22 protein-coding genes are annotated in these 25,306 nt (G+C 62.8%); 7 read left to right on the plus strand and 15 right to left on the minus strand.

Annotation, left to right across the window (positions count from 1 at the left end; genetic code table 11):
- Positions 1 to 250: 250 nt before the first annotated feature.
- Positions 251 to 730 carry a hypothetical protein gene (locus KVP70_RS12435; protein ID WP_217942527.1) on the plus strand — a complete coding sequence of 160 codons (480 nt, stop codon included), beginning with the start codon at positions 251 to 253 and terminating at the stop codon, positions 728 to 730.
- Between the two features lie 310 nt (positions 731 to 1,040).
- Here KVP70_RS12435 and secF read toward each other — a convergent pair whose 3' ends face one another.
- The 5 genes from secF to queA all read right to left on the minus strand — a co-directional run bounded on the left by secF (position 1,041) and on the right by queA (position 6,655).
- Positions 1,041 to 2,063, minus strand: a complete 1,023-nt coding sequence (gene secF / locus KVP70_RS12440) for a protein translocase subunit SecF (protein ID WP_217942528.1) — start codon at positions 2,061 to 2,063, stop codon at positions 1,041 to 1,043.
- Positions 2,064 to 2,076: 13 nt separating this feature from the next.
- Positions 2,077 to 3,939, minus strand: coding sequence for a protein translocase subunit SecD (secD, locus tag KVP70_RS12445; RefSeq protein WP_217942529.1), 1,863 nt, complete (start codon positions 3,937 to 3,939; stop codon positions 2,077 to 2,079).
- Positions 3,940 to 4,016: 77 nt separating this feature from the next.
- Positions 4,017 to 4,352: a preprotein translocase subunit YajC gene (gene yajC, locus KVP70_RS12450; RefSeq protein WP_020700692.1), complete on the minus strand. Its 336-nt coding sequence runs from the start codon at positions 4,350 to 4,352 to the stop codon at positions 4,017 to 4,019.
- A 126-nt stretch (positions 4,353 to 4,478) separates the two neighbouring features.
- A complete protein-coding gene (gene tgt / locus KVP70_RS12455; RefSeq protein ID WP_217942530.1) occupies positions 4,479 to 5,618 on the minus strand; it encodes a tRNA guanosine(34) transglycosylase Tgt in 1,140 nt (379 codons plus the stop codon).
- Between the two features lie 8 nt (positions 5,619 to 5,626).
- A complete protein-coding gene (gene queA / locus KVP70_RS12460; RefSeq protein WP_217942531.1) occupies positions 5,627 to 6,655 on the minus strand; it encodes a tRNA preQ1(34) S-adenosylmethionine ribosyltransferase-isomerase QueA in 1,029 nt (342 codons plus the stop codon).
- A gap of 129 nt (positions 6,656 to 6,784) precedes the next feature.
- Between queA and recG the strand changes: the two genes are divergently transcribed.
- Entirely contained in the window at positions 6,785 to 8,851 is a 2,067-nt protein-coding gene (recG, locus tag KVP70_RS12465; RefSeq protein WP_217942532.1) for an ATP-dependent DNA helicase RecG, read from the plus strand.
- A 209-nt stretch (positions 8,852 to 9,060) separates the two neighbouring features.
- Here recG and KVP70_RS12470 read toward each other — a convergent pair whose 3' ends face one another.
- From KVP70_RS12470 to pyrC, 4 genes are all read right to left on the minus strand, one after another.
- On the minus strand, positions 9,061 to 10,278 hold the full coding sequence (locus tag KVP70_RS12470; RefSeq protein ID WP_217942533.1) for an MFS transporter: 1,218 nt from the start codon (positions 10,276 to 10,278) through the stop codon (positions 9,061 to 9,063).
- A 71-nt stretch (positions 10,279 to 10,349) separates the two neighbouring features.
- Positions 10,350 to 11,345, minus strand: a complete 996-nt coding sequence (locus KVP70_RS12475; protein WP_217942534.1) for a Gfo/Idh/MocA family protein — start codon at positions 11,343 to 11,345, stop codon at positions 10,350 to 10,352.
- 45 nt (positions 11,346 to 11,390) lie between these two features.
- Entirely contained in the window at positions 11,391 to 12,188 is a 798-nt protein-coding gene (locus KVP70_RS12480; protein WP_217942535.1) for a DUF3025 domain-containing protein, read from the minus strand.
- A gap of 3 nt (positions 12,189 to 12,191) precedes the next feature.
- Positions 12,192 to 13,244 (minus strand): dihydroorotase, encoded by a 1,053-nt coding sequence (gene pyrC, locus KVP70_RS12485; RefSeq protein ID WP_217942536.1) that lies wholly within the window; start codon positions 13,242 to 13,244, stop codon positions 12,192 to 12,194.
- Between pyrC and KVP70_RS12490 the strand changes: the two genes are divergently transcribed.
- Together KVP70_RS12490 and KVP70_RS12495 are read left to right on the plus strand one after the other, a co-directional pair.
- Complete coding sequence (locus tag KVP70_RS12490) at positions 13,243 to 13,602, plus strand: type II toxin-antitoxin system Phd/YefM family antitoxin (RefSeq protein WP_229224765.1); 360 nt, start codon at positions 13,243 to 13,245, stop codon at positions 13,600 to 13,602. The genes pyrC and KVP70_RS12490 overlap by 2 nt on opposite strands.
- Positions 13,599 to 13,862, plus strand: coding sequence for a Txe/YoeB family addiction module toxin (locus KVP70_RS12495; protein WP_217942537.1), 264 nt, complete (start codon positions 13,599 to 13,601; stop codon positions 13,860 to 13,862). The genes KVP70_RS12490 and KVP70_RS12495 overlap by 4 nt, the downstream gene beginning before the upstream one ends.
- 14 nt (positions 13,863 to 13,876) lie before the next feature.
- Here the strand turns inward: KVP70_RS12495 and KVP70_RS35030 are convergent, their stop codons facing one another.
- The gene (locus KVP70_RS35030; protein WP_217942538.1) at positions 13,877 to 15,862 is read right to left on the minus strand and encodes an oxidoreductase; all 1,986 of its coding nucleotides are present in this window, start codon (positions 15,860 to 15,862) and stop codon (positions 13,877 to 13,879) included.
- Between the two features lie 105 nt (positions 15,863 to 15,967).
- Between KVP70_RS35030 and KVP70_RS12505 the strand changes: the two genes are divergently transcribed.
- Positions 15,968 to 16,870: a LysR family transcriptional regulator gene (locus tag KVP70_RS12505; protein ID WP_217942539.1), complete on the plus strand. Its 903-nt coding sequence runs from the start codon at positions 15,968 to 15,970 to the stop codon at positions 16,868 to 16,870.
- A gap of 15 nt (positions 16,871 to 16,885) precedes the next feature.
- Here KVP70_RS12505 and KVP70_RS12510 read toward each other — a convergent pair whose 3' ends face one another.
- Both KVP70_RS12510 and KVP70_RS12515 read right to left on the minus strand, forming a co-directional pair.
- Positions 16,886 to 17,785: an amidohydrolase family protein gene (locus KVP70_RS12510; RefSeq protein WP_229224766.1), complete on the minus strand. Its 900-nt coding sequence runs from the start codon at positions 17,783 to 17,785 to the stop codon at positions 16,886 to 16,888.
- Positions 17,786 to 17,794: 9 nt separating this feature from the next.
- Positions 17,795 to 18,520: an amino acid ABC transporter ATP-binding protein gene (locus KVP70_RS12515; protein WP_217942540.1), complete on the minus strand. Its 726-nt coding sequence runs from the start codon at positions 18,518 to 18,520 to the stop codon at positions 17,795 to 17,797.
- Between the two features lie 217 nt (positions 18,521 to 18,737).
- Here KVP70_RS12515 and KVP70_RS12520 point away from each other — a divergent pair, with 217 nt between their 5' ends.
- Positions 18,738 to 19,991: a dicarboxylate/amino acid:cation symporter gene (locus tag KVP70_RS12520; RefSeq protein WP_217942541.1), complete on the plus strand. Its 1,254-nt coding sequence runs from the start codon at positions 18,738 to 18,740 to the stop codon at positions 19,989 to 19,991.
- A 49-nt stretch (positions 19,992 to 20,040) separates the two neighbouring features.
- Here KVP70_RS12520 and KVP70_RS12525 read toward each other — a convergent pair whose 3' ends face one another.
- Positions 20,041 to 20,241 carry a hypothetical protein gene (locus KVP70_RS12525; RefSeq protein WP_217942542.1) on the minus strand — a complete coding sequence of 67 codons (201 nt, stop codon included), beginning with the start codon at positions 20,239 to 20,241 and terminating at the stop codon, positions 20,041 to 20,043.
- A 148-nt stretch (positions 20,242 to 20,389) separates the two neighbouring features.
- On the opposite strand from KVP70_RS12525, the gene KVP70_RS12530 reads away from it, so the two are divergent.
- On the plus strand, positions 20,390 to 21,964 hold the full coding sequence (locus KVP70_RS12530; protein ID WP_217942543.1) for a family 43 glycosylhydrolase: 1,575 nt from the start codon (positions 20,390 to 20,392) through the stop codon (positions 21,962 to 21,964).
- Here KVP70_RS12530 and KVP70_RS12535 read toward each other — a convergent pair.
- The gene (locus tag KVP70_RS12535) at positions 21,961 to 23,379 is read right to left on the minus strand and encodes a M20/M25/M40 family metallo-hydrolase (protein WP_217942544.1); all 1,419 of its coding nucleotides are present in this window, start codon (positions 23,377 to 23,379) and stop codon (positions 21,961 to 21,963) included. The two genes, KVP70_RS12530 and KVP70_RS12535, sit on opposite strands and share 4 nt — an antisense overlap.
- Before the next feature lie 14 nt (positions 23,380 to 23,393).
- The gene (locus KVP70_RS12540) at positions 23,394 to 25,253 is read right to left on the minus strand and encodes an ABCB family ABC transporter ATP-binding protein/permease (protein ID WP_217942545.1); all 1,860 of its coding nucleotides are present in this window, start codon (positions 25,251 to 25,253) and stop codon (positions 23,394 to 23,396) included.
- Positions 25,254 to 25,306 lie beyond the last annotated feature (53 nt).

Raw genomic sequence — 25,306 nt, forward strand, 5'->3', positions numbered from 1 at the left:
CGGTTCTCCACGGATTACCGAGCCTCCCCCTTCAGGCTTCGGTATTCCAAATCACAACTTAGTCTAATTCAGTCTGGTTGGAGCCGAATACAGCTAATCTAGACTGAAATTCCCAAGCGATATCCAAAACGGTCGAGGAAGTCCGGCAGCCAAATCTAATTTGGTCGCGTTTTAGCAAGCCAAAGTCTAAAGCGAACCATAGTTCCGTTCCGTGGTCCAACTTATAGACCCCGTTCGAAAGGACTCCATCATGGCATACGAAGCGAAACACCAAATATACCTGCCGCTGCTGGATTTTCAGAATCTGGAATACCATTTGATGGCTACCCGGCCTGGCGTCAAACCTGATGCCTTTGTCACGGAACTGGTCCAGCGATGGTTGGCGATTGAAACGGAGCGGCTCGCGCTGCGCAAGAACGGTCAAGCAATGCGCGGCTTTCAATGGAAGAATATCTTCCTGCCCGACAGAACCAGTTTGCGAACCAGCTACCACGACACCATCGAATTCGCCAAGGTAGTCGGAGATCGCATCCTGTCCGACGATGGCCAGTCCATCACTCCCTCGCTGTTCGCCAATCGCCATGCAAAGGGGCGCAACGCGTGGCGCTTTGTTTGGCTGCGCTTTCCCGGCGACGACTACTGGATCCGTGCCGACAGTTACAGGGCGCGCTTTGCCGAGCAACTACAAAGACGTGCAGTACGCGACGTTGATACATCCAGGTCGGTCTAAGCCGTCATGAGGGAGAGTCTAATTCGGTCTTGGGGTTGCTTTGCGAAGACGATTCCGGTCTAGTGAATTTGGCATTCCGGCGATTTCAGTCTAGAAAACTCGCCCCCCCGGAGATTTTGGACGCCACTAGACTGAATCGGCGCGATTTTGATCGAATTAGACTTTACTGCCGAAAGGAATACCCAAACCTCCAGATCCGAGTTTGCTTCCCGCAAATCCGTGAAGAACAATAAAAAAATCCCTCCCTTGCACTGAACGCTATCTTGAGCGCGTCCAGGCTGGAGAGGGATTTTTGAGAAGCTGGCGACGCTTACACTACAGCGCCATCGGTTTCGTCTTTTTCCTTGATCGGCTTGATCAGGTCTTCACGCTTCACGCCCAGCCACATGGCCACAGCGGCGGCCACGAACACCGACGAGTAAATACCGAAGCAGATACCGATGGTCAGCGCGACGGCGAAGTAGTGCAGCGTAGGACCGCCCAGGAACAGCATCGACAACACCATCATCTGCGTGCAGCCGTGGGTGATGATGGTACGCGAGATGGTCGAGGTGATCGCGTTGTCGATCACTTCATGCACCGACGACTTGCGCTGCTTGCGGAAGTTTTCGCGGATACGGTCGAAGATAACCACCGACTCGTTGACCGAGTAACCCAGCACCGCCAGCACCGCCGCCAGCACCGTCAGCGAGAACTCCCAGTGGAAGAAGGCGAAGAAGCCGAGAATGATGACCACGTCGTGCAAGTTGGCGACGATCGCCGCGACGGCGAACTTCCATTCGAAGCGCACGGCCAGGTAGATCATCACGCCGATGATCACCATCACCAGCGCGTTCAAGCCGTTCTGCGCCAGCTCGTCGCCCACCTGCGGGCCGACGAATTCGACTTTTTGCAGCGATACCGCCTCGTTGCCAGCCGCGTCCATGCAAGCGGATTTGACCACGTGCTCGCCCTTGGCGCTGACGGCGTCGACCTGCTTGGGCGAACCCTGCTCGGCCGCGCACAACGTGGTGAACACCAGCTGCGACGCATCCTTCGAGCTGACGTTCTTCACCACCGGCAGGCGCAACATGACGTCATGCGCGGTGCCGAAGCCGGTCACTTCCGGCTGCTCGTAGCCGATCTTCTCCAGCGAGTGACGGATCTGCTCCAGCTTTGCAGGCTGCTGGTACTTCAGTTCCATCACGGTACCGCCGGTGAACTCCACCGAGAAGTTCAGCGGTCGGGTGATCAGGAAGAACACGGCCGCGACGAAGGTCAACGCCGAAATGGCGTTGAACACCAGCGCGTGGCGCATGAACGGTATGTCTTTTTTGATGCGGAAAAATTCCATGTGAACCCCTGAGTTATTTCAGACCCGGTACCCAAACGGTACCGATGGCGAGCGATTGCAGCTTCTTCTTGCGGCCGTACCAGAGGTTGACCACACCGCGCGAGATGAACACGGCGGAGAACATCGAGGTCAAGATACCCAGGCAGTGCACCACGGCGAAGCCGCGGATCGGACCGGAACCGAACACCCACAGTGCGATACCGACGATCAGCGTGGTCACGTTGGAGTCGATGATGGTGGCCCACGCGCGGTCGAAGCCGGCGGCGATCGCCGCCTGCGGCGTGGCGCCGGAACGCAGCTCTTCGCGGATACGCTCGTTAATCAGCACGTTGGCGTCAATCGCCATACCCAGCGCCAGCGCGATAGCGGCGATACCAGGCAGGGTCAGGGTCGCCTGCATCAGCGACAGCAACGCCAGCAGCAGCAACAGGTTGCAGGCCAGGGCCAGCACGCTGAAGAAACCGAACATCATGTAGTAGACCATCATGAAGATGGCGATGGCGGCGAAGCCGTACATCGTCGAATGCAGACCCTTGTTGATGTTCTCGGCGCCCAGTTGCGGGCCGATGGTGCGTTCTTCGATCACGTCCATTGGTGCGGACAGCGCGCCGGAGCGCAGCAACAGCGCCAGCTCGGCGGAGTTCTCCGCGTTGCCCATGCCGGTGATCTGGAAGCTGCTGCCAAACTCACTCTGGATGGTGGCGACCGACAGCACTTCCGGCTTGCCCTTCTCGAACAGCACGATGGCCATGCGCTTGCCGACGTTGTCGCGGGTCAGGTCGCGCATCTTGCGGCCGCCGTCACCGTTCAGCGTGATGCTGACGGCAGGCTGCTGGTTCTGGTCATACGTGGCGGTGGCGCTGGAGATGGAGTCGCCGGTGATGACGACATCCTTGCTCAGCACAACCGGCACGTTGCGGCCGACGGTGAACAGCTCGGAGTTGAACGGAATCGCCGAAGTCAGCTCGGTGCCCGGCGTGACCGAGTTATCGGTCATGCGCACTTCCAGCGTCGCGGTGCGGCCGATCACGGCGCGCGCGCGCGCCACGTCCTGCACGCCAGGCAGCTGGACCACGATACGGTCAGGGCCTTGCTGCTGGATGATAGGTTCGGCCACGCCCAGTTCATTCACGCGCTTGGACAGCGTCGAGATGTTCTGCTTGACGCCGTCGTCGATGGTTTGCTTGAGCGCGACCGGCTTCAAGGTGACGGTGGTCTTCAGCGCATCGCCTTCGCCGGAATCGACCAGCAGCAGGTCGGTCATCTGGCCTTGCAGCACGTCCTTGGCCTTCTGGCGGGTGGCGTCGTCGCGGAATTTGATTTCGATGGTGTCGCCCACGCGGTCGATGCCGGCGTGACGCACGTTCTTGTCGCGCAGCGAGGTACGGGCCAGGGCCTGGATGCCTTGCACGCGCTTGGCCAGCACGGCCTTGGTATCGACCTGCATCAGGAAGTGCACGCCACCACGCAAGTCGAGGCCGAGGTACATCGGCAGCGCATGCAGGGCTTGCATCCATTTCGGCGTGTCTTTTTGCAGGTTCAGCGCGACCAGGTAGGTCGGATCGGCCGGATCGGCGTTCAGGCCCTTTTCCAGCACCGACTTGGCACGGAACTGGGTGTCCGGATCGGCGAAGCGGGCGCGCACGGAAGCGTAGGTGCCGGTGCCGTCGAAGGCGATGCCGTTGTAGGCGATGCCGGCGCCCTTGAGCACCTCTTCCACCTTGGCGCCCATGTCGGACGACATCTTGACGGTCGATTTGCCGCTCGTGACCTGGACCGCAGGCGATTCGCCATAGTAGTTGGGCGCGGTGTACAGCGCGCCCAGCAGAATGGCGACTACGATCAGTATGTATTTCCAGAGAGGATAGCGATTCATATTGTTCAACGTTCAGTGTTAGGCGTCGGATGCAATAAGGCCCGCGTTACGCGGGCCGAGGCCAAGGCCGAGGCTGATTACAGCGCCTTCAGCGTGCCCTTGGGCAGCAGCATGGTGATGGAATTCTTTTGCAGCGTCATTTCGGCGCCGCTGGAGATTTCGATGGTCACGTACAGGTCGGTCACCTTGGAGACCTTGCCCAGCACGCCGCCGGCGGTCACGACTTCGTCGCCCTTGGCCAGCGCTTCCATCATGGCCTTCTGCTCTTTCGCGCGCTTCTGCTGAGGACGGATCATCAGGAAGTACATCGCGACAAACATCAGGATCAGCGGCAGGAAGCTGGTGAGATTACCGCCCAGGCCGAGTGCGTCGAGTGGGGAAGCCGATTGGGCATAAGCGTTGGAAATGAACACAGGTGACTCCGATAATAGTTTGAAAAAATAGCGCTGTATTCTAGCACTGGCCGGAAGGCGCTAGGTCTTCCGGCTATGTGGGTGGCATAAATCTTTTTACAAGACTTACAACACTTTTAGTTAAATTCAGATACCGCGGCCGCGATCGGCGTGGAATTGCAGGGTCCAGGCATGGAAACGGTCCTCATCCAGGGCCTCGCGCATCTGGCGCATGATGTCCAGGTAGTAGTGCAGGTTGTGGATGGTGTTCAGGCGGGCGCCGAGGATTTCCTGGGTGCGGTTCAGGTGATGCAGGTAGGCGCGCGAGAAGTTGCGGCAAGCATAGCAGGAGCAGGTGCTGTCCAGCGGTTCCTTGTCTTCCTTGTAACGGGCGTTCTTGATTTTCACGTCGCCGTAGCGGGTGAAGATCCAGCCGTTGCGGGCGTTACGGGTCGGCATCACGCAGTCGAACATATCGACGCCGTTGGACACGCCATTGACCAGGTCTTCCGGCGTGCCGACGCCCATCAGGTAATGCGGCTTGTTGGCCGGCATTTTCGGGCCGACGTGGGCCAGGATGCGCATCATGTCTTCCTTCGGCTCGCCGACCGACAGGCCGCCGATGGCCAGGCCCGGGAAGTCGATCTCTTCCAGCTGGGCCAGCGATTCGTCGCGCAGGTTCTCGAACATGCCGCCCTGGACGATGCCGAACAGCGCGTTCGGGTTCTCGCCACGGTTGAACTCATCCATCGAACGCTGCGCCCAACGCAAGGACATGCGCATGGATTTTGCCGCCTCTTCCAGAGTCGCCGGGCGGTTGTCGATTTCATAAGGCGTGCATTCGTCGAACTGCATGACGATGTCGGAGTTCAGCACGCGCTGGATCTGCATCGACACTTCCGGCGACAGGAACAGCTTGTCGCCGTTGATCGGCGAGTTGAAGTGCACGCCCTCTTCGGTGATCTTGCGCATCGCGCCCAGCGAAAACACCTGGAACCCGCCGGAATCGGTCAGGATCGGCTTGTCCCAGCCCATGAAGTCGTGCAGGCCGCCGAACTTGGCCATGACGTCATTGCCTGGGCGCAGCCACAGGTGGAAGGTGTTGCCCAGGATGATCTGCGCGTCGATTTCCTTCAACTCCAGCGGCGACATCGCCTTGACCGAGCCGTAAGTGCCGACCGGCATGAAGATCGGGGTCTGGACCACACCGTGGTTCAGTTTGACTTCGCCGCGGCGGGCCTTGGTCAGGCCGCTGCTATCGGTCTTGTGTAGCGTAAATTCCAACATATTGTTCCTTATTTTGCTCGTGCTTGCGTCGTCAACAGCATGGCGTCGCCATAGCTGAAGAAACGGTATTCGTTGGCGATCGCGTGGGCGTAGGCCTGGCGGATCTGTTCAAAACCGGCGAAGGCCGACACCAGCATCAGCAGGGTCGACTTCGGCAGGTGGAAGTTGGTGATCAGACGGGTGACCGTCTTGAACTGGTAGCCGGGCGTGATGAACAGCGCGGTATCGGCGCTGCCCGCTTCCAGCTGGCCGCTCTGCGAGGCCGATTCCAGCGCGCGCAGGCTGGTGGTGCCGACCGCCACCACATCCCGGCCGGCGGCGCGGGTGGCGCGCACGGCGTCCACGGTTTCCTGCGGCATGGTGTACCACTCGGTGTGCATCTTGTGCTCGGCCAGCACCTCGGCGCGCACCGGCTGGAAGGTGCCGGCGCCCACGTGCAGCGTGACGTAGGCGAAGTTGATGCCCTTGGCCTTCAGCTCGGCCAGCAGCTTCTCGTCGAAGTGCAGGCCGGCGGTCGGCGCGGCCACCGCGCCCGGCACCTTGTTAAACACGGTCTGGTAGCGGGTTTCGTCGAACGAGTCGGCGTCGTGCTCGATGTACGGCGGCAGCGGCAGGCGGCCGTGCGCTTCGATCAGGTCGAACACGTCGGCGTCGAAATGCAGGGTGTAGAACTCGCCGGCGCGCTCGCCGACAGTGACGTCGAAGGCGTCGGCCAGGCGGATCTTGACCCCGGGGCCGGGCGACTTGGAGGCGCGTACCTGGGCCAGCACGGTGCGGCTGTCCAGCACGCGCTCGACCAGCGCCTCGATCTTGCCGCCGCTCTCCTTGACGCCGAAGAAGCGCGCCTTCAACACGCGGGTATCGTTCATCACCAGCAGGTCGCCCGCCTGCAGCTGGCCGACGATATCGGCGAACTGGCGGTCGATGATCTGCCCACCGTCCAGGTGCAACAGGCGGGAAGCGCTGCGGTCTGGCAGCGGGAATTGCGCAATACGCTCTTGCGGCAAGTTAAAATCGAAATCGGAAAGCGAGTACATTTGCGGACTTCTGGAAACTGTTGAAGAAAATTCGGATAGGCCCGAAGGCGGTGCAAGTCGTACAATACCGGCGTTGCTTTGCTGCGGCCAACCCTCTATTTTACGCTAGTGCCCGAAAAACGCTCCAATATGCCTGTTTCAACCTCCAAAACCGTCAAGAAGACAGTCAGCCCGGAAGCCAAGCTGGCCAAACTTGGCCTGCACACCGATATGGACCTGGTGCTGCACCTGCCCATGCGCTACGAGGACGAGACCCAGGTCATCACCATCGAAGAAGCCCGTTTGCATGGCGGCGAGACCTCGCAGGTCGAGGGGCTGGTGGTCAAGAGTGAAATCACCTACAAGCCGCGCAAGCAGCTGCTGGTGCATATCGCCGACGAGACGGGCGATTTGCAGCTGCGCTTCATGAACTTCTACGGCAGCCAGGTCAAGCAGCTGGCCGAGGGCACGCGGGTGCGCGCGCGCGGGGAGCTGAAGCACGGCTTCTTCGGCGCCGAGATGGTGCACCCGGCCTACAAGGTGGTCAACGAAGGCGCGCCACTGCCAACTTCCCTGACGCCGGTGTATCCGTCGGGCGAAGGACTGTCGCAGCCGATCCTGCGGCGCGCCATCGGCGACGCGATGAAGCGGGTCGACTGGACCGATACGCTGCCGGAGCAGCTGCGCGCGCAGATGCAGCTGTCCGACTTCGAGCCGGCGGTGAAGCTGCTGCACTACCCTCCGCAGCAGGTGGACGAACACGCGCTGCTCGACCGCTCGCATCCGGCGTGGACGCGCATGAAGTTCGACGAACTGCTGGCGCAGCAGCTGTCTCTGAAGCGCGCGCAGCGTGCGCGCCGCTCCAAGGGCGCGGCGGCACTGACGGTGATTGGTGCGCTATCCGACAGCTTCCAGGCCGCTCTGCCGTTCAAGCTGACCGGCGCGCAGCAGCGCGTGCTGAACGAAATCCGCGCCGATTTACGCCATCCGTACCCGATGCAGCGGCTGTTGCAGGGTGACGTCGGCAGCGGCAAGACGGTGGTGTCGGCGCTGGCCGCCGCGCAGGCGATCGACAGCGGCTACCAGGCCGCGCTGATGGCGCCGACCGAAATTCTCGCCGACCAGCACTTCCGCAAGATCGCCGCTTGGATGGAGCCATTGGGCGTCAAGGTCGCGTGGCTGACGGGAAGCTTGAAGAAAAAGGAGAAACTGGCCGCCTATGCGCTAATCGAATCCGGCGAGGCGCAGCTGGTGATCGGCACGCACGCGCTGATCCAGGAGGCGGTGAACTTCTCCAACCTGGGACTGGTGATCGTCGACGAGCAGCACCGCTTCGGCGTGGGTCAGCGCCTGACCTTGCGCAACAAGGGTGTGGAAGGCGCGGTGCCGCACCAACTGATGATGTCGGCCACGCCGATCCCGCGCACGCTGGCGATGACCTACTACGCCGACCTGGAAGTATCGGTGATCGACGAACTGCCGCCGGGCCGCAGCCCGATCGTCACGCGCGCCATCGACCAGAACCGGCGCGATGAAGTGATCGAACGTGTGCATGCGGCGGCGCTGGAAGGACGGCAGATCTACTGGGTGTGTCCGCTGATCGAAGAATCGGAAGCGCTGCAACTGCAAACCGCGACGGACACGCACGCGCTGCTGGCCGAAGCGCTGCCGGACCTGAACGTCGGTCTGGTACACGGCCGCCTCAAACAGGCCGAGAAGCAGTCCGTCATGGACGCCTTCACGGCCAACGAGATGCAGGTGCTGGTCGCCACCACGGTGATCGAAGTGGGCGTGGACGTGCCGAATGCATCCTTAATGGTGATCGAGCATGCGGAGCGTTTCGGCCTGTCGCAGCTGCACCAGTTGCGTGGGCGAGTGGGACGGGGCTCGGCGGCGTCGGTGTGCCTGCTGCTGTACCAAAGCCCATTGGGAGGCATCGCCAAGCAGCGCCTGATGACAATGCGTGAAACAACCGACGGTTTCGAGATCGCCCGCCGCGACCTGGAGATCCGGGGCCCCGGCGAATTCCTCGGCGCCCGCCAGTCCGGCCAGGCGATGCTGCGCTTCGCCGACCTGGAGACGGACGGCTGGCTGGTCGATCAAGCGCGCGACGTCGCCCACGACCTGCTACACGCCAACACCCCCGAAAAAGCCGCCACCGTCGAAGCCCACCTGGCCCGCTGGCTAGGCGGCCGCGAAGAGTTCCTCAAAGTCTAGCTGGGGTCAAGTCTGACATTCGGACACGGCCTCTACCGTAGCGATCGTTACGGCAGAGGCCGTGTCCGAATGTCAGACTTGACCCCAATGTTAAAAGCACAGGTAAAAGCGGTTGGCGAGGTCCCGCAGGAAGTCTGGCGTCAGGTAGGCCATGAACACCAGCGCCAGTACTACGACGCCGGCCGCGCGCAGCAGCCAGGTTTTCATCGCTAGGCCGCCTTCAGGACGCCGCGTTCAATCGCTCGCTCGTTGATCGGCAAGTTGACCAGGCCGGCCATGATGCTCAGCCCAATCGCGATGCCCCAGACGATGTCGTAGCTGCCCAGCTTGGCGAACAGGTAGCCGGCCAGCCACACGCCGATGAAGCTGCCCACCTGGTGCGAGAAGAACACCACGCCCGCCAGCATCGACATGTGCTTGACGCCGAAGATGCCGGCGATGATACCGTTCGTCAGCGGCACCGTCGATAGCCAGATGAATCCTATCGCCGCCGCAAACACGTACACCGAATAAGGCGTCAACGGCGCCAGCAGGAACAGGCCGATGACGACGGCGCGCGTGAAGTAGATCGACGACAGCAGGTAGCGCTTGGGGAAGCGTCCACCCAGCTTGCCCGCGTAGTACGAGCCAAAGATATTGAACAAGCCTATCAACGCCAGCGCCATCACCGCCACGCCCGGGCTGACGATGCCCTTGTCCTTCAAATACGCCGGCATATGTACGCCGATGAACACCAGCTGGAAGCCGCACACAAAATAGCCCGCCACCAGCAACAGGAAGGAGCGGTTGCCCACCGCCTCGCTCATCGCCTCGCGCACGCTTTGCTGCGGACCGCCGCCATGCGCCACCGCAGGCTCGCGCAGATAGAAGGCCATCGGTATCATCAGCGCCACCACCAACCCAGCCAGCAGGTAGAAGGCGTTCTGCCAACCCACGGCGGAAATCAGCTGCTGCTCCACCGGCATCATCAAGAACTGGCCGAAGGAACTGGCCGCGCCGGAAATGCCAAACGCCCAGGAACGCTTTTCCACCGGCGCCACGCGCCCAATGATGCCGCTGACCGCGCCGAACGCGGTACACGCCAGCCCCAATCCGATGAACACGCCCGAGCCAATCACGAACAAGGTGGGATCCTTCACCAGAGCCATCCACACCAGCCCCGCCATGTAGCTGACCGCGCCCACCAGCACCACGCGCATGGTGCCGAAGCGATCCGCCGCCATGCCGGCGAACGGGCCGAACGCACCCCACAACAGGTTCTGCAAGGCCAGCGCCAGCGAATAGGTTTCACGCGTCCAGCCGTTGGCTTGCGAGATGGGCTGCATCCAGAAGCCGAAGCCGTGACGCACGCCCATCGCCAGCGTCAGGACGACACCGCTGGCCAGCAGGACGGTTTTAAGAGATGGAGCGCGGGTGGCGACGGACATGATAGGGACCCTGATTGTGGAAACAACATCTGTCGATTCTAACCAGTTCCCGCCGCCCGCGCTTGAAGGCCCTAAATGTCGAAGGTGTATTTCAGGCCGATCTGCGCGCGGATGTCGTCCAGCGTGCCCATGATGGACAGCGTTTCCTCGTGCGGCATCACCGGACTTTCGATCAGCCCCGCACGGATGCAGCGCCCCACTTCCTGCGCCTCGTGCGTGTAACCATTGCCGCTGCGCGGCAGGTTGATGGTGCGCTCGCTGCGCGAGGCGCCGTCCACCAGCGTGACGCTGATGGTCTCGGTGTTGTGGAAGCGGTCGTGCAGGCGCACAAAGCCCTTGGTGCCGGAGATCGTCAGCTCGGTCGGCGTGCGCGAACGCAGGCTGCACGCACATGACGAAACGCCACCATCCTTGTGCATCAGCGTGAACGCGGTCTGCATGTCGACACCGGTGGCGCCCATCTCCGCCTGCGCCTTCACGCCCGTCACCGGACCAAGGAAGAACGACGCCATCGACAAGGGATAGATGCCCAGGTCCAGCAGCGCGCCTCCGCCCAACTCCGGCGCGAATAGCCGGTGCTCCGGCCCCACGTCCGCGGTAAAACCGAAGTCCGCGCTGACGTTGGCCGGCACGCCGATCTCGCCGCTGTCGACGATGCGCTTGGCCTCCACCACCGCCGGCATGAAGCGGGTCCACATCGCCTCCATGACGAACAGCTTTTTCTGGCGCGCCAGGTTAATGATGTCCTCGGCCTGGCGACGATTCATGGTGAACGACTTCTCCACCAGCACGCCCTTGCCGCCGTTAAGGCACATCAGCGCGTTCTCGTGGTGCATGGGGTGCGGCGTGCCGATGTAGATGACGTCGACCTCGGGATCGTCCGCCAGCGCCTGATAGCTGCCGTGGAAGCGCTCCGCGCCATATTCGACACCGAACGTGGTAGCGCTATCTACACTGCGCGAAGCAACGGCGGCCAGCTTGGCGCCGGGCGTGTCCTGCAAGGCGATGGCGAAAGCCTTGGCGATCTTGCCGGTGCCGAGTATCCCCCAGCGAATTACCTGCGTCATGGCGTGCTCTTTCTGCCGCGTCGGCGGCGAAGTCGGTTAAAAAATCTATTTTACCGCTGGTGCGCGTTTGGGGCGGAACACCGTTGCGTCGTTGTAGAAAGCGTCGTCCTGGTCCGGCCACCAGCCCGGCACGCCCAGCGCCTGCATCGGCGTGAAGTCTGCGGTGCTGAGGCCATGCCCGGCAAGGTCGCGCGCCACGGTGGCGTCGATCCAATGACGGCGGGCGTCGTGGTCCATGGCAAAGAAGTCATCGCCCGCCACCACCACGCGGGTGTGCGCGGTGATCGCCTTGCGTGGCGCGACCAGCTTCTCCATCAGCGCGTGGCCAAACAGCCATACCTGCGCGTCCGGGCCGAAGCTGGCGCGCTGCTCGATGAAGGCCGCGCGCCATCGATGGTCGCGTAGCGCGGCAGTCAGCGCTTGGCCGGCGGCGCCGTCGCGCACCACCAGCAAGGCGGCGTTTTCGTCGAAGATGGTGGCGCCGTCACGCGCGGGGCCGCGCGATTTGCCAACGCCGTCCAGCGCGATCTGCGCCGCCTGCAAGGCGTTCAGCTGCACTTTGATACGCGGGAAGCTAAGCCATACAAGGCCGTTGAAGAAGTCGTGCAGGTTGTCGCGCGTTGGCACGCCGCCGGTGGCGCCGATGAAGGCTTCGTAGGCTGTGCCGTCAGGCAGCGACTCCTGCGGAACGAAGGAGATCGGCAGGTCCAGATGATTGCGCAAGCCCAGTGCTGCGGCTTGCGCGTTGAACGTGTCCATGAAGGGCACGTCCTCTGACAGCTGGCCGGCCGCTGTGCGGACCGAGTCGTACCAGGGACGCGACCAGTCTATCGCTTGCAGCACCGCTTATACCATTTTCCAGTTGATGGTTTCACCGGCGTTGAGCGGCACTACTTGCTGATCCGCCAGCGGCAGGGTTTCCGGCAACGTCCACTGCTCGCGCTTGAGCGTGATGGTGTCGGTGTTGCGCGGCAGGTTGTAGAAAGCCGGGCCATTGAAACTGGCGAAGGCTTCCAGCTTGTCCAGCGCTCCGGCGCGTTCGAAGGCCTCGGCATACAGCTCCATCGCGTGCAGCGCGGTGTAGCAACCGGCGCAACCGCAGGCGGCTTCCTTGGCGCCCTGCGCGTGCGGCGCGGAGTCGGTGCCGAGGAAGAAGCGCTCGTCGCCGCTGGTGGCGGCGGTGACCAGCGCCAGGCGGTGTTCTTCGCGCTTGAGCACCGGCAGGCAGTAGTAGTGCGGACGGATGCCGCCCTTGAAGATGTCGTTGCGGTTGTACAGCAGGTGATGCGCGGTGATGGTCGCGGCGATCGGGCCTTCCGCTTCCGCCACGTACTGCGCGGCGTGCTTGGTGGTGATGTGTTCGAAGACGATGTTCAGCGCCGGGAAGTCGCGGCGCAGCGGGCGCATCACGCGCTCGATGAAGACGGCTTCGCGGTCGAACAGGTCGATGTCCTGGTCGGTGACTTCGCCGTGGACCAGGAAGGGCATGCCCACTTCCTGCATCATCTCCAGCGTCTTGTAGCAGTTGGACAGATCGGTCACACCGGCGTCCGAGTTGGTGGTGGCGCCGGCCGGGTACAGCTTGACCGCGTGGACGATGCCGCTTTCCTGTGCGCGCAGGATCTCGTCCGGCGGCGTGTTGTTGGTCAGGTAGAGCGTCATTAGCGGCTCAAACTTCATGCCTGCCGGCAGAGCCGCCATGATGCGGTTGCGATAAGCCTCGGCGGCGGCGGTGGTGGTCACCGGCGGTTTCAAGTTGGGCATCACGATGGCGCGGCCAAACTGGCGCGCGCTATGCGGCAGCACGCTGGCCAGGGTGGCGCCGTCGCGCAGGTGCAAATGCCAGTCGTCGGGACGGGTGATGGTGATGCTGTCTGGGGTGTGTTCGAAGTCGGACATGGCGGCGGGCTTTCAGGCTATCAATGGCGAATACCGCCATTTTACCTCCTTGCGCCGCTCGCTTGACAGTGCGTACGTTAAGGCGTACGTTTTGATGATCCCACAAGGAGCAGTCATGGATTCTATTTCAGCCAGCGACGCGCGCGCGCGGCTCTATAACCTGATCGACGAAACGGCCACTAGCCATGTGCCGATCACGATCACGGGCAAGCGCAACGATGCAGTACTCGTCTCCGCCGATGACTGGCGCGCAATACAGGAAACGCTGTATTTGCTATCGATGCCGGGAATGCGCGAGTCCATCCGTGCCGCTCGCGCGGAGCCGCTGGGTGACAGCGACAAGGAATTGATTTGGTGAACTGGCAGCTGGTGTACTCCCACCAAGCGCAGAAAGATGCTAAAAAGGTAGCTGCCGCCGGCATGAAGAAACAAGTGCAGCCACTGCTTGACTTGCTGGCCAACGATCCTTTCGCGCGTCCGCCTCCTTTTGAGAAACTTGTCGGCGACTTGGCGGGGGCCTACTCGCGCAGGATCAACATACATCACCGCCTTGTCTATGAAGTTTTCCCGGATCAGCATATTGTTCGCATCCTGCGCATGTGGACGCACTACGCATAGCGCGCCCGGGTTCCTTAAAAGCGTATCACCGTCTTCCCTGCGCCGTGGCCGGTTTTGTTGCGTTCGATCGCGGCTGGCGCTTGTTCAGCGTTGACGATATCCGACACCACCACGGTCAACTCGCCGCTAGCCGCCTGCGCCGCGATCCGCGCCAGCAGTTTGCCGTCGGGGCGCATCGTATGCCAGCTGCCGCGGCGACCATCCGGCGCCCGCATGACGATGTCCGGCGCGGCGATGCTGACGATGCGGCCTTGCGGCGACAGCACTTGCCAGGAGCGGTCCAGTGTTTCGCCGCCCACCAGATCGAACACCAGGTCGACATTCTTCGCCACGTCCTCAAAGCGCGTGGTTTTGTAGTCGATGACTTCATCGGCACCAAGGCTGCGCAGCAGATCGGCATTGCGGCCTTGTGCGGTGGCCAGCACGCGGGCGCCGGCCTGCTTGGCAAACTGCACGGCGTAGCTGCCGACGCCACCGGCGGCGCCGTGGATCAGCACCGTCTCGCCACGTTGCAGCTGGCCCGTTTCAAACAGCGCCTGCCATGCCGTCATCGATGCCACCGGGATGGCCGCAGCAGTCGCACTTTCAAGCGCGGCCGGTATCGGCGCCAGCTTGGATGCGGGGACCGCGACGTAACCGGCGTAGGCGCCCAAGCCGCCCAACGCGCCAAAAACACGGTCTCCCACAGCGAAACCTTCCACCTCATTCCCAACCGCAGCCACCTCGCCGGCCAATTCAAGGCCCAGCGTGGCGGGCAGCGGCAGCTGGAAAACATCCTTGACCAGGCCATCGCGGATTTTCCAATCGAGCCCATTGACGCCGGCGGCGGTCACCCGCACCAGCACCTCGTCCGGGCCTGGCTGCGGCATCGGTACCTCATCCCATTGCATCACCTCCGCGCCGCCATAGGCGTGGATACGCAGCGCGCGGTTGGACGCGGCGTCGGCCAGCACCGGATAGTCGATATAGCCCTGCGCCCCCGGCGCATAAAACAACGCAGGATTGGGCGCGTTAAGCGGCGCATTCAACGCGAAGCGGCGCTGCAGGTCAGGGTTGGCGAGGAAGGCGCTGCCATAGGCCACGGCATCCGCCTCGCCGGCCGCGATGCGCTGTTCGCCGGATTCGCGGGTCTGGCCGCCGCCCAGGATGTAGGCGCCTTTGAACAGGGGACGCAACGCGCCGTGATAATCGTATTCCGCCTTGAACTTGGCCACGTGCAGATAGGCCAGGTTCAACGGCGCGAGCTGGCGCACCAGGTAGGTGTAGGTTTCCACCGGTTCGTCATCCTTGATGTCGTTGAAGCCCATCTCCGGCGAGATCTTGATGCCGACACGGTCGCTGCCCGCTTCCGCGATCATCGCGCCGAGCACCTCCAGGATGAAGCGCGCGCGATTGGGAAGCGAGCCGCCATACTGGTCGCTGCGCTGATTGCTGCCCGACGTCAGGAACTGCTCCGGCAGGTAGCCCGACGCCGCATGCAGTTCAACGCCATCGAAGCCCGCCTCCAGCGCGCGCCGCGTCGCCAGGCGGTATTCGTCCACGACACCCGCCACGTCCGAAGTCTCCAGCGCGCGCGGCGTGACGAAATCCACCATGCCATTGACGGTAAAGGACTGCCCCGCAGGCTTGATGGCGGAAGGCGCCACCGGCAATGCGCCGCCAGGCAGCATGCTCGGATGCGAGATGCGGCCAGTGTGCATCAGCTGCATGAAGATGCGGCCACCTTCGGCATGCACCGCCTCGGTCACCTTCTTCCACGCGGCCACCTGCTCGTCGCTGTAGATGCCCGGCGTGCGCACATAACCCTTGCCCATCGCACTGGGGAAGACGCCTTCGGTGACGATCAGGCCCGCCGAGGCGCGCTGGCGGTAATAAGTAACGGCCAGTTCGGACTGCACGCCGTCCGCATCGTTGGCGCGCGAGCGGGTCATGGGCGCCATGATCATGCGGTTGCGCAGGGTGTAACGGCCGATTTGCACTGCTGTCGATAAGGTGTTCATGGAGAACCTCGCTAAGTGAGTGAATGTGCAGCCATCATCCATTGATTCCCTCTTGGGATAAATAGCTTAAAATTAAATCACTGATCCACTGATGGAGCAATCGAAATGTCACTCTTATCGAGCATGGAACTGTTCGTGGCGGTCGCCAACGCCAGGGGATTCCGGCGCGCAGCCGAGACGCTGGGCATGCCCAACTCCACCCTGTCGCGCCGCATCTCGGCGCTGGAAAAAGAAATCGGCGTGCGCCTGTTCCACCGTTCCACCCGCAAGGTCGAGCTGACCGAGGCCGGCCAGGCCTACTTCCGCCGCTGCGAAAGCATCGTCGCCGAGGCGCGCATCGCGCACGAATCGCTGCAGGAACTGGCCGAGCGCCCCAGCGGCACGCTGCGGGTATCGATGCCGGTGGACCTGGCGATCTCCTACCTGGCGCCGTCGCTGAAGGCTTTCGGTGAACAATATCCGCAGATCGATTTTGAAATGGACCTGACGCCGCGCCGTGTCGATCTCGTGACCGACGGCTTCGATTGCGCGATCCGCATGGGCACACCGCCGCCAACGCCGTCGACGCTGATCGCCAGGCAGGTTGGCCTGCTGCCGCGCTATCTGTATGCGTCGCCGGCATATCTGCGTGGCGCGCCGCCGCTGAAGCATCCCGACGACCTGGTGAACCACCAGTGCATGATCCAGTTTCCTGGCGGAGGCAAGGCGCAATGGACGCTGTCCTCGCGCAAAAAAACAGTCACCGTCGACGTCAGCGGGCGCTACACCGCCAACAACGTCAGCATGTGCAAAAAGATGGCGGCACTGGGCATGGGCATAGCGATTTCCGCCGGTCCCGAAGCGCTGGAGGAGCTGGAACGCGGCCAGTTGCAGCGCGTGCTGCCGCAATGGGATTTCGCGCCGATACCCGTGTATGCGATCATCGAATCGCGCCTGATCCCGTCGCGGGTAAGGCTGTTCATCGATTTTGTGCAGGCCAGCTTGAGGGGGTACTCCGCGCCTTCGTAGACGCGGAGCTTGTGCCTACCGGGCCTTATTGAGCCGACACCCAGGCCTTGGTCTCGGCCAGCATCCTGTCGAGGCGCGCGCGGTCGGCTCGTCGTAGGTCGAAAGGCTCTGCTTCATGGCCTCCTTGCCGGTCAGCGTGCCGGCCGCCACTTGCGCGGTCAACTCCTGCTCCTTCGGCGTCGAGGAGCGCAGCAGGTAGGATTGATGCTCCACCGTCCCCAGGCCGGCGTCGAACATCTGCGCCAGCGTCAGTTGAACCGGAACGTGGCCGGACGTGCGCATGCCGCGCTCTTTCGCCTGGCGCAGCGCTTCCAGGTAGATCTCCGGCTTCAGCGTGTTCTCGGTGATCTTCACGAAGTCCACCTTCTGCGCCTGCAGGCCGTCCAGCGCCTTGCTCACCTCTTCCGGCGTGCCGACTTCGATGGTGCCCTTCCACAGCGGCTTGTAGCCTTCCAGCTTGGCGCCGGAGGTGAAGATGGTCGGCCCTTCCAGCTGGCCGGCCTTGACCTGGTCGCGCCAGGCCAGCACGGTGTCCGGCAGGTCGCCGGAGCAATCGCGCACGGCGGTGATGCCGTTGGCAAGGTACAGCGCCAGCAGATGCTTGTTCTCTTCGATCAGGGCAGGGCCGCCGCCGAAGTGCACGTGCGTGTCCCACAGGCCCGGCATCAGGTACTTGCCCGGCAGGCGGATGGTCCGCTTGGCCGCATAGCCGGACAACTGCCGGTCGTCGACCACGGCGACGATGGTGTCGCCCTTCAGCAGCACCGACTTGCCCTTGACGGCCTTGCCGCCCGCCACATCGATCAGCGTGGCCTTGGTCAGCACCAGGTCGACGGCGATTTTATCGGCTGCGTGGGCGGCGCCCAGCAATCCCAGCGCCAGCATGGCGCTTGCGAGGGGCTTGCGAATGTTCATTAGTGAATCTTAGTGGATGATACGGGCGAGAAAATCGCGCGCCCGTTCCGAGCGGGGCGCGCCGAAGAATTCATCCTTGCTGCAATCTTCCAGGATGCGGCCTTTGTCCATGAACACCACGCGGTTGGCCACTTTGCGGGCGAAGCCCATTTCGTGGGTGACCACCATCATGGTCATGCCTTCCTGCGCCAGGCCGACCATCACGTCCAGCACCTCGTTGATCATTTCCGGGTCCAGCGCGGAGGTGGGCTCGTCGAACAGCATGGCGATCGGGTCCATCGACAGCGCGCGGGCGATGGCCACCCGCTGCTGCTGGCCGCCGGACAGCTGGCTGGGGAACTTGTCCTGCTGCGCCAGCAGGCCGACCCGGTCCAGGTACTTCAGGCCGCGCGCGGTGGCTTCCTCCACGCTGCGGCCCAGCACCTTGACCTGGGCCAGGTTCAGGTTGTCGCGCACCGATAAATGGGGAAACAGCTCGAAATTCTGGAAAACCATGCCGATACGGGCCCGCAAGGCCGGCAAATCGGTGTTTTTGTCGCCGACGGCGACGCCATCGACGGTAATTTGCCCCTGCTGGAACGGTTCCAGCCCGTTGACGGTCTTGATCAGCGTCGACTTGCCGGAGCCGGAAGGCCCGCAAATGACCATCACATCGCCCTTTTCCACCCGGGTGCTGCACTCACCGAGCACCTGGAATTGGCCATACCATTTACTGACGTTGTTGATTTCGATCATATGTACGCTGAAATAAAAACCCGGTCCGAACCCGCGTGGGTGCGGCCCACCATGCGCTTGACAGCGCCTCTGCCCACAAGGATACTGCGGAACTTGCCCATAGTTTCATCAGCCGGACCATAAAATACCGGTTGCAGCCAATGCAGAACCACAGCAGCGGCGGACACCCCGCCCTCTGCGCAGGCCCAGAGAGACACTACCACAGGAAGCTCATAACATGCATAAACAAAGCCGATTGACCACCTACATCCTCGTCGGACTGGCGCTGGGTATCTTCGCCGGTTACCTGGCCAATACCAACCTGGCCAAGCCGACCGAATTCGCCGACTACATGTCGCTGATCACTACGCTGTTCCTGCGTCTGATCAAGATGATCATCGCTCCGCTGGTGTTCTCGACGCTGGTATGCGGCATCGCCAAGATGGGCGACGCCTCCGAAGTGGGCCGCATCGGCATTAAAACGCTGGGCTGGTTCTTCATCGCCTCGGTGATGTCGCTGAGCCTGGGCCTGATCCTGGTCAACCTGTTCCGCCCTGGCGATGCGCTGCTGGGCCAAATGGCCGCCACCACCGCCAAGTCCGACCTGGTCGTGAGCGGCCTGACGCTGAAGGAATTCGTCGTCCACCTGGTGCCGGCCTCCATCGTCGAAGGCATGAGCAAGAACGAGATCCTGCAAATCGTGATCTTCTCGCTGTTCTTCGGTTCGGCCGCTGCGGCAGTTGGTGAGAAAGCCAACGTCATGGTCGCCGCGCTGGACGGCGTGGCCCACGTGATGCTGAAGGTCACCGGCTACGTGATGCAGTTCGCACCGTTCGCCGTGTTCGCGGCCGTGTCGGGCGTGATCGCCAAGAGCGGCCTGGGCGTGCTGTCGACCTACGGCGTGTTCATGGCGGAGTTCTACTTCGGCATCGCGCTGCTGTGGGCGCTGCTGATCTTCATCGGCTTCCTGTTCCTGAAAGGCCGCATCTTCGGCCTGATGAAAGAGCTGCGCAGCCCTGCGCTGCTGGCTTTCTCGACCGCGTCGAGCGAGGCGGCCTATCCTAAAACGCTGGAAGGCCTGGAGCGCTTTGGTGTACGCAACCGCCTGGCCGCCTTCGTGCTGCCGATCGGCTACTCGTTCAACCTGGACGGCTCGATGATGTACTGCACCTTCGCCACCGTGTTCATCGCACAGGCCTACGGCATCGAGATGTCGCTGGGCCAGCAGATGTCCATGATGATGGTGCTGATGCTGACCTCCAAGGGCATGGCCGGCGTGCCGCGCGCCTCGCTGGTGGTGATCGCCGCGACGCTGGGTCAGTTCAACATTCCGGAAGCGGGCATGCTGCTGTTGCTGGGCATCGACCACTTCCTCGACATGGCGCGCTCCGCGACCAACGTCATCGGCAACGGCGTGGCCACCGCGGTGGTCGCCAAGTGGGAAGGCGAACTGGCCGCTCCCGGCGAAGTCGAGTTAGTCAAAGCCGCGTAACAAGCACGCGCACCAGCAAGAAGGCCACCTCGCGGTGGCCTTTTTTTCGTCACAACCAGGTGCGCTTACCCTCGGGCTTTGCTCCCATCTCACGCAATCTGCGCCGCAAACGCGCGTTGTCCGCAAGGACAGACACCAGCGTCACCAACATGATGACGCTGAACGCTTCGTTGCCGAAGAATCTGTAGAACAGCGCCGCGCCGCCTGCGCAAAACAAGCCGACTATCAACAGCATCAAACCATCTTTCACAGGTCTCTCCTCGGAATCTCACGATGACACATCATAATCCGCCTTGCCCACTTGTGCGGAATCATTACCTGACTTGGTGAGATTTGCAATTGCGCCGGCCGGTGCGCTCATGCACCATCTACGCACATTTTGCACAGATGGAGACGGCATGACCTCATCCCGGCGCGCGGCGCTCAAAACGATATTGGCCGGCGCAGCAATCGCTCCGCAACTGACCCACGCGGCGGAGCCGAAATGGGGACGCGGCATCGAAGGCCAGCGCAGGGCGGACCTGGGCAACGGCACCTACCTCAATCCCATCCTGTCCGGCGACCATCCCGATCCCACCATCCTCAAGGACGGCGACGATTACTACATGACGTTTTCGTCCTTCCTGTCCTACCCCGGCGTCATCCTCTGGCACTCGCGCGACCTGGTGAACTGGGCGCCGATCGGCCCCGCGCTGACCAAGCCGATCGGCAGCGTCTGGGCCATGGACCTCGTCAAGCACAACGGCCGCTACTTCATCTACATCCCCGCTACGCCGGACGGCAAAGGCACGATCTTCGTCATCTGGGCCGACAACATCAGGGGTCCGTGGAGCGACCCGATCGACCTGCACATCGAGGCCATCGATCCCGGCCACGCGGTCGGCGAGGACGGCAAGCGCTACCTGTTCGTCAACGGCGTGCGCCGCATCGGCCTGACCGACGACGGCCTGGCCACCGTCGGCACGCTCGAAAAGGTCTATGAACCGTGGCGCTATCCGTCCGACTGGGTGGTGGAGATGTTCGCCCCCGAAGGACCGAAGCTGTTGCGCCGCAATGGCTGGTACTACCTGGTGCTGGCGGTCGGCGGCACCTCCGGCCCGCCGACCAGCCACATGGTGATCGCCGCCCGTTCGCGCTCCATCCACGGACCGTGGGAGAACTGCCCCCAGAATCCGCTGGTGCGCACCAGGAGCGCCGACGAGAGATGGTGGTCGCGCGGCCACGCCACGCTGGTCGAAGGACCGGCCGGCGACTGGTGGATGGTCTACCACGGCTACGAAAACGGCTACCGCACCCTCGGCCGCCAGACGCTGCTCGAACCGATAGAATGGACAGCGGACGGCTGGTTCAAGCCCAAGGGCGGCGACCTGTCGTCGCCGCTGCCGATGCCGAAGAAAGGCACCGCCGTTCAGCCAGGCTTCGCCAAATCGGACGACTTCACAAAGAACAAATTCGGCGTGCAATGGTGCTTCTTCAACCCGGGGCAGGACGAAATGAAACGCGTGCGTTTTGAACAGGGGGCGGTCAGCATCGCCGGCAAAGGCACATCGCCGGCCGACTGCTCGCCGCTGGCCTGCATCGTCGGCGACCACGTTTACGAAGCCACCGTCACGCTGGAAATCGGCGGCGCGGGCCATGGCGGCCTGCTACTGCACTACAACGAGCATATGTTCGTCGGCGTCGGCTTCAGCGCGACGCACATGCTGACCTACCAGTACGCCCGCGAACAGAGCTGGATGCGCGAAGCCGTGAAGGCCTCCACTGTGCACATCCGCGTCAGGAACGACCGGCATATCGTAACGTTCTTCTACGCGCTGGACGACGGCAAATGGATACAGCACCCGTGGCAGATGGAGACCTCGGGCATGCACCACAACGTCTTCGGCGGCTTCCTCAGCCTGCAGCCGGCGGTGTACAGCGCCGGCGAAGGCGCTGTACACATGCGAGACTTCCAGTACCGCGCGCTGGCTTAGTTCTGGCCGGCGTAGACCTTCACCAGGTCGTACAGGAAGCTACGGCCCTCCATCAGCGACTGCACGCCGATGTATTCGTTCAGGCCGTGGATGTTGCCCAGGTCCGGCGTCAGGAAGATGCCGCTGATGCCGTAGGTCGGAATGCCGGCCGCGTTCAGGAACTGGCCGTCGGTGGCGCCCGATTGCAGGATGGGCAGCACCGGCACGCCGGGCCACATCTTCGCGGTCAGTTTTTCAACCGGCTCCATGATGGCGCGCGTCAGTTCCGGCGGCGCCGAATTCTCGCCACGGATTTCCAGCGTATCCACCTTCACCGCCGGATCGTTGATGGCCTTGACCAGCGCCTCGCGCACCGTCTCCTGCGTCACGCCGGGGAAGATGCGGCAGTTGATGTTGGCGCGTGCGCGCTGCGGCAGCGCGTTGGTGGCGTGGCCCGCGTCAAGCATGGTCGCCACGCAGGTCGTGTGCAGCATCGCGCCCCAGCTGGTGTCGCGGCCGGAGACCAGCGCCACCGCCTTGGTGTCCTTCGGATTCTTCACCACCGCCAGCATTGCCGCCGCCACGTCCTTGTGGCCTTCGGCCGCCTGAATCTTCGACATGCCGGTCAGGTAGCCACGGCTGCCATCGGCCAGCTGGATCGGGAAGGTGTAGCCTTCGATCTTCTTCAGCGCGCCGGCCAAGTGGTAGATCGCATTGTCCTTTTGCGGACGCGAACTGTGGCCGCCGCGATTGGTCACTTCCAGGCGATAGTTCTGCGATACCTTCTCGCCCGCCTGCACCGTCATCGACACGCGCTTGCCCGCCGCATCAAGCTCGCCGCCGGCGCCTTCGTTGATGGCGAAGCCGGCGTCGATCAATTCGCGGCGGTTCTTGGTCAGCCACTCGGCGCCGTTGAAAGCGCCGCCGGTCTCCTCGCCGCAGGTCAGCGCCATCTTCAGCGTGTGGCGCGGCACGTAGCCTTCGTTCTTGAAGCGCACCAGCGTGTCGGCCCAGATGGCCGCCTGCGCCTTGTCGTCCAGCGCGCCGCGCGCGTAGAACTTGCCGTCTTCCTCGATCAGCGTGAACGGATCGCGCACCCAGTCTTCACGCTTGGCTTCGACCACGTCGATGTGCGCCAGCAGCAGGATGGCTTTGGCCTTCGGATCGCTGCCCGGCAGGACGGCCACCAGCCCGCCCTCCTTCGGATGCGCAGGATCGGCGAACAGGTGCAGCTGCGAGTCGGCAAAGCCCGCCGTCTTCAGTCGCGCGGCGATGCGCTCCGCAGCCAGCGTGCAGCTGCCCGCCGACAGCGTGGTATTGGTTTCGACCAGCTCCTTGTACAGGGCGCGGAACTGCGGTTCCGTAGGGTCGGCATACGCATTTTGAACACAAGCCATCAAGACAGTTACCGCACCCAGCGCAAAACGAGACTTCATAGTCGCTTCCTTAGTTAGACGGCATCCACGACGTCGTCGGGGGACGACGCCAATTCTTCATCGGCCCTGGCCTGCTGCCGTTGCCACATCTGCGCGTACAAGCCGTCCGCCGCCAGCAGCGACTGGTGCGTGCCGCGTTCGACGATGCGGCCGTGGTCCAGCACCAGGATCTGCTGCGCGTCCGCCACCGTGGACAGGCGGTGCGCGATCACCATCGTCGTGCGGCTCTTGGCGATTTCCTTCAGCTGCGCCTGGATCGCCTGCTCGGCCTTGGAGTCCAGAGCGGACGTGGCTTCGTCGAAGATCAGGATGGCGGGATTCTTTAGCAGCGTGCGGGCGATCGCCACGCGCTGCTTCTCGCCGCCGGAGAGTTTGAGACCGCGCTCGCCGACCATGGTCGCGTAGCCGTCCGGCAGGCTCTCGATGAAGTCATGAATCGAGGCCGCGCGCGCCGCCGCCACGATCTGCTCCTTGGTCGCGCCGGGCTGGCCATAGGCGATGTTGTATTCGATGGTGTCGTTGAACAGCACCGTATCCTGCGGCACGATGCCGATCGCATGGCGCAGCGTGTCCTGCGTGATCGCGCGCAGGTCCTGGCCGTCGATGGTAATGCCGCCGGCGTTGACTTCGTAGAAGCGGAACAGCAGGCGCGACAAGGTCGACTTGCCCGAGCCGCTGTGGCCCACCACCGCCGTCGTGGTGCCCGGCGCGATGGTGAAGTCCACATCGAACAGGATCTGGCGCTTGGACTCGTAGCTGAAGTCCACATGGTTGAAGCGCACCTGGGCGCCATGCGTGACCAGCGGCTGCGCATCCGGCGCATCGGCCACTTCGCGATTCTGGTCCAGCAGGGAGAACAGCTTCTCCATGTCGGCCAGGCTTTGCTTGATCTCGCGGTAGATCACGCCGAGGAAGTTGAGCGGTATGTACAGCTGGATCATGAAGGAGTTCACCAGCACCAGGTCGCCCAGCGTCATCTTGCCGTCGATGACGCCTTGCGTGGCGCGCCACAGGATCAGCGTGACGGCGGTGGCGATGATCAGCGACTGCCCAGTGTTCAACAGCGACAGGGAGGTCTGCGATTTGACGGCGGCCGATTCGTAGCGTTGCAAGCCTTCGTCGTAGCGCTTCGCTTCATAGTCCTCGTTGCCGAAGTATTTGACGGTCTCGTAGTTGATCAGCGAATCGATGGCCTTGGTGTTGGCCTTCGAATCCAGTTCGTTCATGGTGCGGCGAAAGTGCGTGCGCCAGTCGGTGACGAAGATGGTGAAGGAGATGTACGTCACCAGCGCGACGAAGGTGATCACCGAGAACCAGATGTCGTAGTGCGTGACGAGGTAGCCCAGCACCAGCGTGATCTCCACCAGCGTCGGCAGGATATTGAACAGCGTGTAGGAGATCAGCGAACCGACGGCGCGCGTGCCGCGTTCGATATCGCGCGTCATGCCGCCGGTCTGGCGGTTCAGGTGGAAGCGCAGCGACAGCGCGTGCAGATGCCGGAACACCTGTAGCGCAATGGTGCGCACGGCGCGCTGCGTCACGCGCGCGAACAGGAACTCGCGCAGCTCGGTGAACAAGGTGGTCGACACGCGCAGCACGCCGTAGGCCACCAGCGCGCCAAGCGGCAGCACCAGCAGCGCCTGCGGATGCGACGGCGAGATGCTCAGGCTGTCGATCAGGCGCTTCATCACGACCGGCACGCCGACGTTGGCCAGCTTGGCGCCGATCAGGCAACCCAGCGCCAGCAGTACGCGCCATTTGTAGACCCACAGGTAAGGGAAGAGTGTTTTCAGTGTGGCCATGTCGCTGCGCTGGGGGGCGGCTGGCGTGGCTTTGGTGTCGGGGGCTGGCGGGGTGTTGGCGTAGCGGCGCATGGCGGATGTCGGCTTTTTATGGTTCAATCCCGGTAATTGTAGCCCTTCAAGAG

It is taken from the genome of Duganella violaceipulchra (assembly GCF_019166075.1).
Lineage (GTDB): Bacteria > Pseudomonadota > Gammaproteobacteria > Burkholderiales > Burkholderiaceae_D > Rugamonas > Rugamonas violaceipulchra.